A 15,467-nucleotide genomic window follows, 5' to 3' on the forward strand; every position below is an offset into this window, starting at 1 on the left:
AAGTTTTCAATTTACGCCTGTTTATTAAATTTAAACATTTCTCATCATATTAAAAATTCAATGGGAGCGGGACAGAAATCAAATTTTCTAATAGAGATTTCATAATCCAACTCCCATATATAACAAAAGAGATTAAGACACTTTATTTTATCTTTAAGTAATAAATGACCTTAACGATTACAAGTTAACTTCATAAATTTACTTATTGATTAAAATAATATGTCTCAATCTCATAATAATAGTGTTTTATAAGTAGCGTTTTAAAATGCCTTTTCGCTTCAATATCATTAAAATGATATAACTAATAATTGCCCCAATTACACTTGAAACAATAAAAGCGAGCATTAATGGTTTAATTGCAAGATTTGAAAAACCAAGGACCCAAGCAAGTGGTATACACATGATGCTACCGATAATTCCAGTGCCAATCACTTCTCCCACAGCTGCCATAAATAGGTGCTTTCTATAATAATAAAAACCACTAGCGAGTAATACACCAATCATACTACCTGGAAAGGCAAAGAAACTACCGGTACCAAAAATCATGCGCAAGATTGATGAAATGAAAGCTTGAGCAAGTCCAAACCAAGGACCTACAAATACAGCGCAAAGTACGTTAATTAAATGCTGCATAGGTGCTGCTTTTATAGGACCTAGTGGAATCACAATTATACTGCTTAACACAACATTTATAGCAATAAAAATTGCTGTTAATGTTAACTTTTTAGTCTTCATAGTGTTCAAACCCTTTCCATAAGTGCAATAAAAAATTGCTTATTCTTGGTGTTTATTTAATCTATCGGACATTGTGTGAATCATCATTTGTAATAAATCATTGGCTTCTGCTTGTGATTCTCTAAATTCTTCTACAATTGGCAGTATATTGATATCTTCTTCGATGTCTTGAATCTTTTCTTCCGAGGCCTGTAACGCATGTGTTTTACCGTAATTTTGCAAATTGACCGATTGCTTTTGATTTTTCTTTAATTCTTTCATTCGTTGTTCTAAATTTTCATTATGATGAATTTGTGATTCTACTTTATGATATTCTTTGACAGTATCTAGAGATTTAATACGTTCACTCAAACGTTCTGCTTCAGCTAAAATATCATCTTTTTCATACATTATTGTGTCACCACCGTTTTATCATTCACACTGATAAACGTACCATTAAGTGAAAATTGTTTAGCTTCGTCAATATATACATTAACTATTTTTCCAATCATTGATTTAGGAGCTTTAAAATTCACTAATTTATTTTTTGAGGTATAACCAGATAAGACCGTATCATCTTTTTTACTTACACCTTCACATAATACTTGAACTGTTTGTCCTTCATATTGTTGCATTGCACGTTCAGAATAATACGCAACTTTTTTATTTAATTGCTGTAATCTATCTTTTTTTACATCCAATGGCACATTATCATTCATCTTAGCTGCAGGGGTGCCATCTCTTTGTGAGTATATATACGTATATGCGTGTTCAAACTCAACTTCGTCGTATAATGTTAAAGTTTCCTCAAACTGTTCATCTGTTTCATTTGGATAACCAACTATAATATCAGTTGTAAGTGCAACATTAGGAATATGTGTCTTAATTCTGTTAACGAGATCTAAATAACTTTCACGTGTATATTTACGTCCCATAATCTTAAGCACTGCATTATTACCAGATTGTACAGGAAGATGGACATGTGGCACAATATTTCCACCATTTGCAATGACTTCAATCATTCTGTCTGTGAAATCCCATGGATGACTCGTCGTAAATCTTACTCTCGGAATATCAATTTTTGAAATGTCTTCTAATAAATCTCCTAAACCATATGCTAAGCCATCAATATCTTTACCATAAGCATTAACATTTTGACCTAATAATGTGATTTCCTTATAGCCTTGGCGCGCTAAATCACGGACTTCATCTATGATATCTTCTGGTCGTCTGCTTCGCTCTTTACCTCTAGTAAAAGGCACTATACAGTATGTACAGAATTTGTCACAACCGTACATAATATTAACCCACGCTTTGATATTACCTTCTCTTACTTTAGGAAGATTTTCAATGACGTCTCCTTCTTTAGACCATACTTCAACAACCATTGCTTTTGAAAGATAAGCTTCTTCCAAAATTTCAGGTAAACGATGAATATTATGTGTTCCAAATATCATATCAACATTTTGATAAGATTTTAATATTTTATTGACCACAGACTCTTCCTGTGACATACAACCACATACACCGATGACCGTTTCAGGTTTTTCTTTTTTCAAATGTTTTAAATTACCTATTTCACTAAATACTTTATTCTCAGCGTTTTCTCGAATCGCACATGTATTAATTAATATAACATCTGCATGATTAATATCTTCCGTTGGTGTATAACCCAATGCTCCAAGTATGCCTGCCATGACTTCTGTATCATGCGCATTCATTTGACAACCATATGTTTTAATCAAAAATGTTTTGCCTTGTCCCATGTTTCGGTACTTTTCATCTATTTGAAAATCGTCATTATAATTAACTTCCTCTTTACCACGTTTTCGTGCTTCTTTTAAACTCGGGGGCTGATACACGTGTTCAAAATACTTGCTATAATCTTTAGTCTTTTTATCACGTTCTGCTAAGATATCAATAGAAGTACTTTTTCTTTGTTCTTCATTCACTCTACAAAATCCTTTCTATATCATAAAAACTAAGAACAAGTAATTCAAAAGATTTCGCATCATTTTGTTTAACAACATCGTAGTTCTAAGTTCTATAACTTTATCCATAATCATTATTACATTATATTAAATTTGAACACAAAGTGCAAAAAGACTTGTAAATAATTAAAGTCAACTTTTTTTGCAGTTAACCTTTATAAACAACTTTCATCATTCAATAAATGTGGCCGCGCTCAAAAATATAATCAAAAGTAGCCATGTCAGTATGAAATCAATGACTTTCAGCAATTAAAGTTTATAGATTAAGCAATACGAAGAAAATAAATTGAGAAGCTCTAGCTTGGGCTTACAAGTGCCTTTTCACTTGCATAAGAACCACTATCTCAATAAACTGAGAAGCTCTGGCTTGGGTTTACAAGTGCCTTTTCACTTGCATAAGAACCACTATCTCAATAAATTGAGAAGTATCAGCTTTGGTTTACAAGTGCCTTTGCACTTGCATAAGAACCACTATCTCAATAAATTGAGAAGTGGTTCTAAAAAAAAGTTTATTTATAAAATAAATCTGGCGCATACATAAATCTATATTTGAACTTTTTAAAGTTCATCATACTTCCCAGTCAGTGTCTCAATCGTTATCCCCTCAGGTACATGATAAAATTTAACCTGACTTATAATACTAGGAATTTCTAGTTCAACCATGCGATCATTTAATTTTTGAATTAATATTAAACATTCATTCATTTCACCTTGTACTGTTGTTTCTAATGGACCTACTCGGTACGTTAAACCTGCGTCATCTATTACTTTAATCGCTTCATCAACATATGGAATTACGTCTTCTCCGTTAGCAGTTTTAGGAATAATCTGAATACTCATTAATGTATCATTCATACTACGTCAACCCCTTAATTACTTTATTTACTTTATATTTTAGCAAATTAAACATAATACGCACAGTTATTCGCGTGTTACTTTATTCAAAAACAAAATGAAAACTAATGTACAACAATGCAATTATCATTTCATCATGTGTACTCATGATGTACAGCTTTATAATCATCCAATATCTAAATTACTCGTACAAAAAAACTAAAGAACCTCAATTATTTATATGAGATCCTTTAGCTTTTTTTTCAAACTGCCTATGAGCGCTTGCTCCGCTTCAATCATTAACTTATTAATTGGACAACTATCACCATGATTAAAACTATCTTCAAACAAGCTTTGTTTACCATCAATTGTTGTAATCACTTCATAGATTGTTACATCTTGCCAATTTAAACTTAATTGGTATCCACCTTTAGCACCGCTACTCGCTGAAATAACACCAACTTTAACTAATCTTGTTAAAATTTTTGACAAGTAAGTTGTAGAAATACCTAATGCTTTAGCAAGATCTTGTACCGGAATTCGTTGAACATCACCATTATTTTTGATCATAAATAATAACGCGTGTAACGCATAATTGGTCGCTTTAGAATATTTCATTTATCATCATCTTCCTACTATAGACATCTTGAATCTATAATAGCTTAAGTGTCCATTATTTACAAGCGTTACTGCACCTTTTGTATCGCTTGAACGATTGCAATTGTAAAGTTATCCATAAACTGACTCCAATTACTTTGGTCTTCTCGGCTATGTTTATTATATTTTTGATTTTTAAAGCACAATTTTCTTAATCCCGAAGTTAATTCTAGCTGTACACCTTCACCTGTGCACACGATGATAATATTATCATCGTGTGCACCAGACATATGTTTAGGCGCTTGATCTACTTTAATATCTAATTGCTCAAATTGTTCTTTTAATGCACGAATCAAACTTTCATCTTTGCCGCCCATATATACAATGCTATCATCACCCACGCAGCCATGAATTGCTACTGCTTGCGTCTTATTTTTGACCATTTCCATCATATCCGGTTGGTCTTAATGACGAGAAGTTACGTGTAACGCTTCATTTCCTTTTGATTTTGTTCCTTTAAAAGTAAAATAATCAAAATCACCCTTTTGTGCTGTTAAATCAGCAATTTCCGTTGTACCAGGTTCAATCGCTCCACCATGAATCGCCTAAATAATAACTTGGCTATCTAAGTCGCGACGAACCACTGACCAATCACTATTTTCAGTCGTATATTCAGCCAATTCAGTCATTGATTTATATTTATCTGCCATAAATAAACTCCCTTCATAGTTTCTATTCAACCTATTCCCTAACTTAAGCACTATTATCTTAAGATTTTGTAAAGTCGTACTTAATCATTTAATATTTTTAAAGCATTGGCAATTGCAGTGGAAAATGAAAACATTAACTGCGACCAATTCTCTCGATTCTCTCTATCATGTAAATTATATTTATTATTTTTAAAACATTGTTTCCTTAATGCCACAGTTAGTTCTAATTGTACACCTGCGTCACGTTTACCCTTATTTACAAAATTCTCTGTTTGCATTCCAGCTATATGTGCTGGAGCCGGTTTGACCTTTATACCTATTTTTTGTAATTGTTGTGTGATTTCATAGGATAATTCTAAATCTTTACCTCCAATATAAACTGCTACATCATTACCCATACAACCATGTAACGATACTACAACTTCATGTGTCGGTACTAATTCATTAAGTATGGGCTCATCAAAATGCTTTGATGTAACATGAAGTTCATGATTTTTATTTTTCCTGATTCCTTTAAATGTATAAAAACTATAACCACCAATTTCACTAATTAATTGTGCAATTTCTGATGTGCCACGTTCAATCGCACCACCATGAACAGCTGTTATTAAACTTTTTGCAACTCGCTCGTTATATAAAATTTGCCAATCTTTATGTTCTTCAGTGTGATCAATCAGTTCTGACATTGACATAAATTGATCTATCATAATGAATGTCCTCTCTATCGTGTAATGAAAATATGTACTACAAATCATGCTTAATCAAACATATAAAAAAACTGTCACATGCTCAATACGACAATCAATGCGTGCATGATTATTTCGTTAATAATGTGACAGTTCATTAGCTTATTTAGTTAAAAATATTTTATACAAATTGTTTCGTTAATGCCTCAAATTGTTCTTCATCAATATGAATGTCTTGTTTAGCTAAAGGTGTACCGTTCATTTCTTCAATTTGTGATTCATATGAAGGTGTTTCAGTATCTTGATAAACAATACCTTTTATTAATGAATTATATTCTAACACTTTTTGAGTGGCTTTTTGCTTATCTTTAATATCAAAATCTTCAATATCATCGATATTTGTTAAATTTTCTTTAAACCAATCATACGTATTCACTTTGTTATATGTTACACATGGAGAAAATACATTCACAAATGAGAAGCCATCATGATTAATTGCGTCCTCAATCATTTTTGTTAGTCCTTTAATGTCACTTGAAAAACCTTGCGCTACAAAGGTTGCACCTGATGAAAGTGCTAACTCTAAAGGTGCTACATTTTGTTCAATATTTCCTTTTGGTGTAGATTTAGTAATAAATCCTTGAGCTGAAGAAGGTGACGTTTGACCTTTAGTTAAGCCATAAATTTGATTATCCATAACAATGTAAGTCATATTCATATTTCTACGTAATGCATGAATCGTATGACCCATACCAATGGCATAACCATCTCCATCACCACCAGAAGCAATAACCGTTAAATCTTTATTAGCCATTTTTACACCTTGTGCCAATGGTAATGAACGGCCATGTATACCATGAACGCCATATGAATTTACGTATCCTGATAAACGTCCAGAACAACCAATCCCCGTAATAATCGCTACTTCTTCCGGTTCTAAACCAACATTGGCTGCTGCCTTTTGAATGGCTGCTTGTACTGAAAAATCTCCGCAACCAGGACACCAGTTAGGTTTTACATTATTTCTAAAATCTTTAAATGTCGCCATTTATACCAACTCCTTTATTTCTTTAGCTATCTCAAGTCCATTAGCTTCAATTTCATGTGGTAAAAATGGTGTGCCATCGTATTTCGTTTGATTTACTAATTTATCACCTAAATTTACGTTCATTTTTAATATATTGGCAAGTTGACCTTGATAATTATGTTCAACTACAACGACTTTTGAAGCTTTGTCGACTTCTTTTTGAATCGTTTCACTAGGGAATGGATGCAATTGTCTAATTTGTATGTGGTTAACCTTAATATTTTGTGATTCTAATCTTGATTTACCCTCTTGAATTGCACCTTTAGTTGAAATAAATCCTAAATATAGTATGTCTGCTGTTTCATGTTGTACATCAGCTTCTACTGGATTTTGTATTAATAGGTTTTCTGTTTTACGCATACGTTTATCCATTTGCTGTTGTCTATTATCTGCAGCTTCACTCGTTTTTCCTTCTTCATTATGTTCAACACCTGTAACATGATGAATGCCGCCTTTTACCCCAGGAATAGGTCTTGGGGAAACACCACTTTCTGTTAATGCATAACGTTTAAAGTAAGTTTTGTCATTTTCTTCACGTTCTATATCGGATTGGATCATGTCACCACGATTGATTTCTATTTTATTATAGTCTAATTGTTCAACCGTTTGTTTACCTAATGAAAGTTGTAAATCACTTAATACTATGACTGGACATTGATATTGTTCAGCCAAATTAAAAGCTTCCATAGTTAAATAAAATGCATCTTCTGCATCAGTAGGCGCGACTACAATTTTAGGAATATCACCATGTGTACCGTAAATCATTTGCATTAAGTCTGATTGCTCTTGTTTCGTTGGCAATCCTGTTGAAGGGCCACCACGCTGTGTATTTATAACTACAAAAGGCGTTTCTGTCATACCTGATAAACCAATCGCTTCCATCATTAGCGATAGTCCTGGTCCCGCACTAGCAGTAAATGCACGTACACCTGCATAGTTTGAACCGATTGCCATGTTTGCTGCAGCAATCTCATCTTCAGTTTGTACAACTGTTCCGCCCACTTTTGGAAGATTTTCAATCATATATTCCATAATTTCTGAAGCTGGTGTTATTGGATAAGCCGCCATAAATCTTGATCCTGCTGATAACGCACCTAAACCAATGGCATCGTTACCAATCATATATAGATGTGGCTTTCCATCCGTTTTATCTAAGATAAAATCAGCATCAACGTTATTTAACTGTTCATTCATTAAACGATAACCTTCATTTAACGCCTCTATATTCAATTCTACAACCTTGTCACCTTTTTTAGTAAACATGTTTGTAATTAATGTTTCAAAATCTGAAATATCGAGGTCCATAACAGCACAAGTGGCACCAATCGCTACCATATTTTTCATCAATGCAGTACCTAATTCTTTAGCAGTTGCAGTAAATGGTAGGTCTATCAATTGAGCACGACAGTTGTCTGGTTTCTCTGGCTTTGCTTTACTATCTGCAATAATTACGCTGTCTTCACGCATTTCATGATGGTTTAATTCGATTGTTTCTTGATCAAATGCAATTAAGATATCTAAATCATCACTAATTGCATGCACTGGTGTCGTGGATACGCGTATTTTATTATTCGTGTGTCCGCCCATGATTCTACTTGAAAAATGACGATATCCATATAAGTAGTATCCTTTACGGTTCATAGCAGTAGCAAAGATTTCCCCAGTAGATTCAATACCTTCGCCTTGTTGACCGCCCACTTTCCATGATACTTGTGATTTCATATCATCTTGCCTCCTAGTGGTTATAATAATTCATTGTTCATCATACCAAAATAAACCACCCTATTACTATGTACAGAGTGGTACTTTTTTAAATTCATACTAATGGACGATATTTTAAAAAGGATGATCGTCATTGATTAATACACGTTCAATGTGTGTTGTTCTTCCTTCTTTATTGATATCTATAATCACGCCCGATAATACACTGCGACCTTCATCTGGCACAACATGTCTTTGTGGCAAACTTGTAATAAAACGCGTAATCACCTCATGTCTATTTATACCTAATATACCATCATAAAAACCTGTCATACCAACATCCGTAATATAACCTGTCCCTCCTGGTAATATACGTTCATCCGAAGTTTGTATATGTGTGTGCGTGCCCACAACAGCACTTGCTCTACCATCAAGATACCAACCCATAGCATTTTTTTCAGATGTCGTTTCAGCGTGAAAATCTACGAATATATAATCCGTTTCTTTTTTTGCTTCGTTTATAAGCTCATCTGCCTTTTTAAAAGGATCATCAATATCTTGCATAAAAGCACGACCTTGCAAGTTGATGATAGCTAGCTTAATTTCATTTATTTGAATAAATCGCATACCTACGCCTGGCGCTTCTTCTGGAAAGTTAGCCGGTCTTACCATACGATTTGCTGAATCTATAAAATCATAAATTTGACGCTGACCATATGTGTGGTTACCCATCGTCATAAAATCTACGCCTTCTCTTAATAAATCTTTGTATATTTTTTCTGTCAGGCCTTTACCATGTGCCGCATTTTCAGCATTCACAATTGTAACTGTAGGACGATATGTCTGCTTCAGTCTTGATAAATATGTTGTAATGGCCTCGCGCCCTACTTTTCCTACAATATCCCCAATAAATAATAATCTCATTTACGTGTTCATCCTCTCTTAGTGTTAGTTTAATTCAATTTATTTACAATGAAAAGGTGCTGATGAAAATTTATTAAATTAGCTAAGTTTTAATTATAAAAATAGTGGTATAGATTATAGTAGTTAAGAGCTAATTCAAAATATAGGAGTTGGAAGTAATACATGTCAATTAATATCGATCCACAACATTTTGCTGACTTAGTTGTTACAGCAAATCCATCAAAAAGTGAAGATGCAGAAGACATAGCTAAAGAAAGTTTGGAGCTATATATCAATGCATACCGTTTAGCTGAAAGGTATGCCAATATCTCTACAAACTGTTATGATACTGCAGAAATAATTAAAGAAGTACAACAGGCAGATTTAGAGCTCACTTAAAATTTAACATGTTAATTACAATGAACTTGAATTATTAAATCCATATACATCATTGAGCGTATCGATAAACTGTATAAAAGTATGACATATACTACATTATCTTAATGAGTTGTTACCAATACTTTTCATTGCAGTTATTTTTAACCTCAATGTGAAACATCCGCGACATAAATAAATTGTCGCGGATGTTCTTTTATTCTAAAATATTAAAAAAAACAAACTAAACGAAATATCGTTTAGTTTGTTTAAATTTCAAAAATTAATCGTTTAATAATTAACTTTTATTTTGCATATTCAATTGCTCTAGTCTCACGAACAACTGTCACTTTTATATGACCTGGATATTGAAGTTCATCTTCAATTTGGCTCTTAATATCTCTTGCTAAGCGATGTGATTTTAAGTCGTCGATAGTATCTGGTGATACAATAACTCGAATTTCTCTACCTGCTTGGATTGCGAATGCTTTCTCAACACCTTCATAACTTTCAGATAGTGTTTCTAATCTTTCCAATCTTCTAATATAATTTTCTAAAGTCTCTTTACGAGCACCCGGTCTCGCAGCTGAAAGTGCATCTGCTGCAGCAACCAAGATAGAAATAATTGAAGTTGGTTCAACATCACCATGATGGGAATGTATTGCATTAATGACTGTTTCATTTTCAGCGTATTTTTTCGCTAATTCTACACCGATTTCAACATGGCTACCTTCTACTTCGTGATCAATAGCTTTACCAACATCATGAAGTAAGCCAGCACGTTTAGCTAATGTAATATCCTCACCTAATTCTGCTGCTAACATACCACTTAAGTGAGCAACTTCGATAGAATGTTTCAATACATTTTGTCCATAGCTAGTACGATACTGTAAACGACCTAAGATCTTAACAAGATCTGGATGCATGTTATGTACATTTATTTCAAATGTAGCTTGTTCCCCTGCATCTCTAATAATGTCGTCTACTTCTTTTCGAGCTTTGTCTACCATATCTTCAATTCGTCCAGGATGGATTCGACCATCCGAAACAAGATTTACTAATGCAGTTCTTGCAATTTCACGTCTAATTGGGTCAAAACCAGAAAGAATTACGGCTTCTGGTGTATCATCTATAATTAAGTCAATACCAGTTAACGTTTCTAACGTTCTGATATTTCTACCTTCTCTACCAATGATTCGACCTTTCATTTCGTCATTCGGTAAATTAACAACAGAAACTGTAGATTCAGAAGTATGCTCTGCAGCTAACCTTTGAACAGTAGTTGCTAATAGTTCTTTTGCATTTTTATCGACTGCTTCTTTTGCTTCTCTCTCTTTTTCCTTAACAAGTATTGCAATATCTTGTGACAATTCATCTTCAACTCTTTGAAGTTGCTCTTGTGCAGCTTCTGCTTGAGTGAGACCAGAGATGCGTTCTAATTCTTGTTCATGCTTATTTATTAATGTTTGAACACTACTCTCTTTTGCATCTACTTGTTGTTGTCGTTCTTCAAGTTTAGACTCTTTTTGCTCTAAAATCTCATCTTTTTTATCTAATAGATCAGATTTTCGCTCTAAGTTTTCTTCTTTTTGTAGAAGTCTTGCTTCCTGCTTTTGAAGATCACCACGTCTTTCACGAAGTTCAATTTCACTTTGCTCTTTTATGATTTGATTTTCTTCTTTAGCTTCTAGGAGCTTTTCCTTCTTAATATTCTCTGCTTCTTTATTACCTTGTTCGATAATATCTTCGGCAGTTTGTCCTGCTTGTAATTGCTTTTGATGCAACAAATTTCGGGCAACAATATACCCTACAACAACTCCGAGAATAATACCTAGCAAAATGAGTAGGAGGCCTAATAAATTCACACAAACACCCCCTTTTTATCTAGGATTTTGCTCTGTATATCAAATTTCAATATGATTAAATATGATTATATGAAGTTCTAAAAGAATCATACAATGTAATTGTACGGTTTACAGCTAAGAAGTGTCAAGGTTTCCATACACATTAATTCAATATTTGAAGCGTTCCTTTTACACAATATTTACTTTACCGATTGCGCTTACTTAACTCACAGCACATTTGAAATGAAAAATATTTTCATATAATATTTTTATATTCTTATTCATATACAAAAAATAAGCTTAGACACGCTTGAATGTCTAAGCTTATTATTATGTTATTAGTAATAAATAACTCAAATTATATTTTATAACGCTCTACTGATAACCAGAACTTTAGTTATTCTTCCTCATCAAAAAGTGTAGCAGGACTTTCAGCTTCTTTTTCTTCAACGTCACCGTCAAAGATACCTAATTTTTCCCGTAATTTTTGATCAATTTCTTCTCGAATAGCAGGGTTTTCTTTGAGGTATAATTTCACATTTTCTTTACCTTGTCCCATACGTTCACCATTGTATGAATACCAAGCCCCTGATTTATTTACAATTTCATGTTCAGCACCTAGGTCAATTAATTCTCCTTCTTTAGAGATACCTTTACCATACATAATATCAACTTCTGCAACTCTAAATGGTGGTGCTACTTTATTCTTAACGACTTTAATTTTTGTTCTATTACCAACAATTTCTTGACCTTGTTTCAATTGTTCCGCACGGCGCACTTCTAAACGAACAGAGCTATAGAATTTCAAAGCACGTCCACCTGGTGTAACTTCAGGATTACCGAACATCACACCAACTTTTTCACGGATTTGGTTGATAAATACTGCTGTTGTATTTGATTTTGAAATTGCACCGGAAAGCTTTCTCAAGGCTTGGGACATAAGACGTGCTTGCAAACCAACGTGCGTATCTCCCATTTCACCTTCAATTTCAGCTTTAGGTGTAAGCGCAGCAACTGAATCGACCACAACGATATCAACAGCGCCACTTCTAACAAATGCTTCGGCAATTTCTAAACCTTGTTCCCCATGATCAGGTTGAGATAAATATAAATTTTGTATATCTACGCCTAAAGCTTCTGCGTAAACAGGATCTAATGCATGCTCAGCATCTATGAACGCTGCAACACCGCCATTTTTTTGTACTTCAGCGATAGCATGTAACGCTACAGTTGTTTTACCAGAACTTTCTGGACCATAAATTTCTACGATTCTTCCTTTAGGGTAACCACCTACACCTAAAGCATTATCTAATGTTACAGAACCACTTGATACACTCGAAACTTTGCGCGCTTTGTTGTCGCCTAATTTCATAACAGCACCTTTACCAAATGATTTCTCCATATTTTTAATTACCGTATCTAAAGCTTTTTGACGATCGTTATCCAATGCTGGACCTCCTAAATGAGATTTATCTCTCGAAAAAATATCTTATATTCACTATACCTTGATTCAGATAATTTCGCAAGTATTTTGCGAATATTTGTTCGCTAATATTTGAATTCAATAATGCTAAAATAGAACACACGTGCTATTTTTCGCGTTTTCTGTATACTGTTCGTATTTATTTAAACCAATTTAGTAATCTAATCAACACATAATTTTGAGTTCTGCTTTTAATTAAATGTCTTCTTTGTGTCATTTTAAATGATTGTACAGCTAATTCATCATTTTCTAAAATACCTAAATATACCGTATCATGTTGATGTATCACTGAAATACCTATTTCCGTGTTAAACATGTCTTTGACAATCTGAGCAGATACTGAAAGTTGAGATGTTATTATATCACGTTCATCTATAAATTGCGTGTGGTGAGATAACATACCTTGAAGTAACTGATTATTATCAAAATTTTTCATCCGATAAAATAATATACCATCTGTCACCCCATCATAAATGGCAAATGTTTTTGTCATATTATTCATAAATGCTTGTTCTATAACAATATCATCAGAACCATAATAATATTTACCGATACGTTCTAAAATTTCTTCTTTAAGCGGCGCTATTAACGTTTCACATACTTGTTGTGTCTCACCACTTGCTGTCAATCTTACATTGACTTCGTGAGACCCAGCTAATGGCGCTATCGTAGGGTTCGTTTGTTGATCGATTAAATCCATTAATTCTGTTTCGACCTTTGATTCTCCTATACCCGCAAAGCGAAGTAATTCTGAAAATATTGTATTTTCACCATTTATAAAATAAGGTAATAACGCCTCTTTAGCCATCGATTTCATTTCTTTTGGTGGACCTGGTAACAAAGCAATTTGCTTTCCATGTTGTTGGACAAGCATTCCTGGGGCCATACCGACCTTATTATCCAAGACATGCGCACCTTCAATGACTAACGCTTGTTGACGGTTATTTGGCGTCATTTCGACGTTTTGTTCATTAAAATATTGTTCGATGTAGTCGAGTGCATTTTGATCGATAACTAAATCTCGATCTAATACTTTCGCAACTGTATGCTTAGTTAAATCATCTTTTGTAGGGCCCAAGCCTCCAGTTAATATAACGGTATCATAATTTTCTAATGCTTTATTAATTACTCTCTCTAATCTTTGTGGGTTATCACCAATCACTGTATGTTCAACCACATTATGGCCAGCACTATTAAATAATTTTGATAAGTATTGACCATTAGTATTAGCGATTTGTCCTAATAATAATTCTGATCCTACCGCAATAATAGATATATTCAAAACGTTTCCTCCTGAGACATTTACATTTTTGTAAATAATTTATTCCTTATAGCTTCTAATTAACAATATATTTCTACTTCCCTATATTATAAAATGAAAAACCATAAATAACGAAAGATTCGTTCATGTAAAAGCGCTTCTATACGACTTGTTTATAAAAATTAAAAAAATCGAAGCATGTCCAAATTATCTACATGCCCCGATTTATAGCGTTATGATGTTAATGTGTTTATGATTTTGCCTTAAACACATCTCTACCTTTATAAAAATATTCAATTCCTGATAGGATAGTGAAAAATACACCGATATATAGTAATACCTGTCCTAATTCAAAACCAATCCAGCTAGACAATGGATCGCCTAAAAGAATCCAAACAAGGGCAACCATAGTAACAGCAGTTTTTATTTTACCTAACTGACCTGCAGCACTAACAAAACCTTGTTCTATTTGTAATAAGCGTAATCCCGTAACAGCAAATTCTCGAGCAATAATAATAATTGCAACTACAGAATTGGTTAAATCTACTTGTACGAGCGCAATCAAAGCACTTGATACTAGTAATTTATCTGCTAATGGATCTAAAAATTTACCCATGTTTGTTACAAGTTCCCATTTACGCGCTAAGTAACCATCTACAAAGTCACTTAATGATGCGACGATAAAAATAATGCCACTAATTAATAATTCTATTCTAATTTCATTACCACCGATAAATGAAATTTTACCAAATCCAAAATTCGCTAGAGCAAACAATAGGAAGATTGGAATGAGTATAACTCTAAATACAGTTATCCAATTCGGTATATTCATACAAAGTCCTCTTTTCTATTTATAACTTATGACGTACTTGGACTTACAGATTAAAAAATTAATACTGAAAAAATCCATAAAAGTGCTGTAATAATAACAAATATACTTATTACAACGGCCACTTGCAATGGTTCTTTATTTTTAGTTCGATAAGTCGGTTTATCTTCTTTTGAAAAAGCAGTTATTGCATTTTGAAGCGATTCATCATTACTAGGAATTTCTTCTCTATGCGCCTCAATTAACTGTACTGAGTCGATATTCACTGCTTTTGCATATTTCCTAATAAAACCTTCTGCATAATTTACATTTTTCAACGATTCAAAATCATTATTCTCAATCAGTGTAAGTGTTTCTCTTTTTATTTGGGTACGCGTTTCAAGTTCGTTTAGTGTCATACCTAAACGTTCTCGACGTCCTTTTAAAGTTTGACCAACTAAATTCAAAATGTT

Annotated in this window: 15 protein-coding genes and 1 pseudogene; 1 reads left to right on the forward strand and 15 read right to left on the reverse strand. The window is 33.3% G+C overall.

The window, feature by feature from the left end:
• Window positions 1-246: 246 nt before the first annotated feature.
• The 10 genes and pseudogenes from thiW to ACM6UH_RS08640 all read right to left on the reverse strand — a co-directional run bounded on the left by thiW (window position 247) and on the right by ACM6UH_RS08640 (window position 9,244).
• On the reverse strand, window positions 247-735 hold the full coding sequence (thiW, locus tag ACM6UH_RS08595) for an energy coupling factor transporter S component ThiW (RefSeq protein WP_002483424.1): 489 nt from the start codon (window positions 733-735) through the stop codon (window positions 247-249).
• 39 nt (window positions 736-774) lie between these two features.
• Window positions 775-1,125 (reverse strand): RicAFT regulatory complex protein RicA family protein, encoded by a 351-nt coding sequence (locus ACM6UH_RS08600; RefSeq protein ID WP_041080475.1) that lies wholly within the window; start codon window positions 1,123-1,125, stop codon window positions 775-777.
• The gene (gene miaB / locus ACM6UH_RS08605) at window positions 1,125-2,666 is read right to left on the reverse strand and encodes a tRNA (N6-isopentenyl adenosine(37)-C2)-methylthiotransferase MiaB (protein ID WP_047503645.1); all 1,542 of its coding nucleotides are present in this window, start codon (window positions 2,664-2,666) and stop codon (window positions 1,125-1,127) included. The genes ACM6UH_RS08600 and miaB overlap by 1 nt, the downstream gene beginning before the upstream one ends.
• A gap of 597 nt (window positions 2,667-3,263) precedes the next feature.
• Entirely contained in the window at window positions 3,264-3,560 is a 297-nt protein-coding gene (locus ACM6UH_RS08610) for a thiamine-binding protein (RefSeq protein ID WP_002483427.1), read from the reverse strand.
• A gap of 216 nt (window positions 3,561-3,776) precedes the next feature.
• On the reverse strand, window positions 3,777-4,157 hold the full coding sequence (locus tag ACM6UH_RS08615; protein ID WP_433911953.1) for an RrF2 family transcriptional regulator: 381 nt from the start codon (window positions 4,155-4,157) through the stop codon (window positions 3,777-3,779).
• A 68-nt stretch (window positions 4,158-4,225) separates the two neighbouring features.
• Window positions 4,226-4,738: pseudogene (locus ACM6UH_RS08620) on the reverse strand (poly-gamma-glutamate hydrolase family protein).
• Between the two features lie 188 nt (window positions 4,739-4,926).
• A complete protein-coding gene (locus ACM6UH_RS08625) occupies window positions 4,927-5,553 on the reverse strand; it encodes a poly-gamma-glutamate hydrolase family protein (RefSeq protein ID WP_047503640.1) in 627 nt (208 codons plus the stop codon).
• Window positions 5,554-5,713: 160 nt separating this feature from the next.
• A complete protein-coding gene (locus tag ACM6UH_RS08630; protein ID WP_002483431.1) occupies window positions 5,714-6,580 on the reverse strand; it encodes a 2-oxoacid:ferredoxin oxidoreductase subunit beta in 867 nt (288 codons plus the stop codon).
• Complete coding sequence (locus ACM6UH_RS08635) at window positions 6,581-8,341, reverse strand: 2-oxoacid:acceptor oxidoreductase subunit alpha (protein ID WP_011303240.1); 1,761 nt, start codon at window positions 8,339-8,341, stop codon at window positions 6,581-6,583.
• A 114-nt stretch (window positions 8,342-8,455) separates the two neighbouring features.
• The gene (locus tag ACM6UH_RS08640; protein ID WP_002483433.1) at window positions 8,456-9,244 is read right to left on the reverse strand and encodes a TIGR00282 family metallophosphoesterase; all 789 of its coding nucleotides are present in this window, start codon (window positions 9,242-9,244) and stop codon (window positions 8,456-8,458) included.
• A gap of 162 nt (window positions 9,245-9,406) precedes the next feature.
• Between ACM6UH_RS08640 and ACM6UH_RS08645 the strand changes: the two genes are divergently transcribed.
• Complete coding sequence (locus ACM6UH_RS08645) at window positions 9,407-9,622, forward strand: hypothetical protein (protein ID WP_002483434.1); 216 nt, start codon at window positions 9,407-9,409, stop codon at window positions 9,620-9,622.
• A 281-nt stretch (window positions 9,623-9,903) separates the two neighbouring features.
• Here ACM6UH_RS08645 and rny read toward each other — a convergent pair whose 3' ends face one another.
• From rny to ACM6UH_RS08670, 5 genes are all read right to left on the reverse strand, one after another.
• Window positions 9,904-11,463 carry a ribonuclease Y gene (gene rny / locus ACM6UH_RS08650; protein WP_011303241.1) on the reverse strand — a complete coding sequence of 520 codons (1,560 nt, stop codon included), beginning with the start codon at window positions 11,461-11,463 and terminating at the stop codon, window positions 9,904-9,906.
• Window positions 11,464-11,839: 376 nt separating this feature from the next.
• The gene (recA, locus tag ACM6UH_RS08655) at window positions 11,840-12,889 is read right to left on the reverse strand and encodes a recombinase RecA (protein ID WP_002483436.1); all 1,050 of its coding nucleotides are present in this window, start codon (window positions 12,887-12,889) and stop codon (window positions 11,840-11,842) included.
• Window positions 12,890-13,064: 175 nt separating this feature from the next.
• Window positions 13,065-14,207, reverse strand: coding sequence for a CinA family nicotinamide mononucleotide deamidase-related protein (locus ACM6UH_RS08660; RefSeq protein WP_011303242.1), 1,143 nt, complete (start codon window positions 14,205-14,207; stop codon window positions 13,065-13,067).
• A gap of 229 nt (window positions 14,208-14,436) precedes the next feature.
• Window positions 14,437-15,018: a CDP-diacylglycerol--glycerol-3-phosphate 3-phosphatidyltransferase gene (pgsA, locus tag ACM6UH_RS08665; protein ID WP_011303243.1), complete on the reverse strand. Its 582-nt coding sequence runs from the start codon at window positions 15,016-15,018 to the stop codon at window positions 14,437-14,439.
• A 50-nt stretch (window positions 15,019-15,068) separates the two neighbouring features.
• On the reverse strand, window positions 15,069-15,461 hold the full coding sequence (locus ACM6UH_RS08670) for a helix-turn-helix domain-containing protein (RefSeq protein WP_011303244.1): 393 nt from the start codon (window positions 15,459-15,461) through the stop codon (window positions 15,069-15,071).
• Window positions 15,462-15,467: the final 6 nt, after the last annotated feature.

The sequence above is a fragment of the Staphylococcus sp. LKG4-2 genome (genome assembly GCF_050955665.1).
Lineage (GTDB): Bacteria > Bacillota > Bacilli > Staphylococcales > Staphylococcaceae > Staphylococcus > Staphylococcus saprophyticus.

Bases quoted from the DNA above. Each gene is read 5' to 3' on its own strand.
- thiW (WP_002483424.1), bottom strand. From the start codon at position 735: ATGAAGACTAAAAAGTTAACATTAACAGCAATTTTTATTGCTATAAAT.
- ACM6UH_RS08600 (WP_041080475.1), bottom strand. From the start codon at position 1,125: ATGTATGAAAAAGATGATATTTTAGCTGAAGCAGAACGTTTGAGTGAA.
- ACM6UH_RS08610 (WP_002483427.1), bottom strand. From the start codon at position 3,560: ATGAATGATACATTAATGAGTATTCAGATTATTCCTAAAACTGCTAAC.
- ACM6UH_RS08615 (WP_433911953.1), bottom strand. From the start codon at position 4,157: ATGAAATATTCTAAAGCGACCAATTATGCGTTACACGCGTTATTATTT.
- ACM6UH_RS08625 (WP_047503640.1), bottom strand. From the start codon at position 5,553: ATGATAGATCAATTTATGTCAATGTCAGAACTGATTGATCACACTGAA.
- ACM6UH_RS08630 (WP_002483431.1), bottom strand. From the start codon at position 6,580: ATGGCGACATTTAAAGATTTTAGAAATAATGTAAAACCTAACTGGTGT.
- ACM6UH_RS08635 (WP_011303240.1), bottom strand. From the start codon at position 8,341: ATGAAATCACAAGTATCATGGAAAGTGGGCGGTCAACAAGGCGAAGGT.
- ACM6UH_RS08640 (WP_002483433.1), bottom strand. From the start codon at position 9,244: ATGAGATTATTATTTATTGGGGATATTGTAGGAAAAGTAGGGCGCGAG.
- ACM6UH_RS08645 (WP_002483434.1), top strand. From the start codon at position 9,407: ATGTCAATTAATATCGATCCACAACATTTTGCTGACTTAGTTGTTACA.
- pgsA (WP_011303243.1), bottom strand. From the start codon at position 15,018: ATGAATATACCGAATTGGATAACTGTATTTAGAGTTATACTCATTCCA.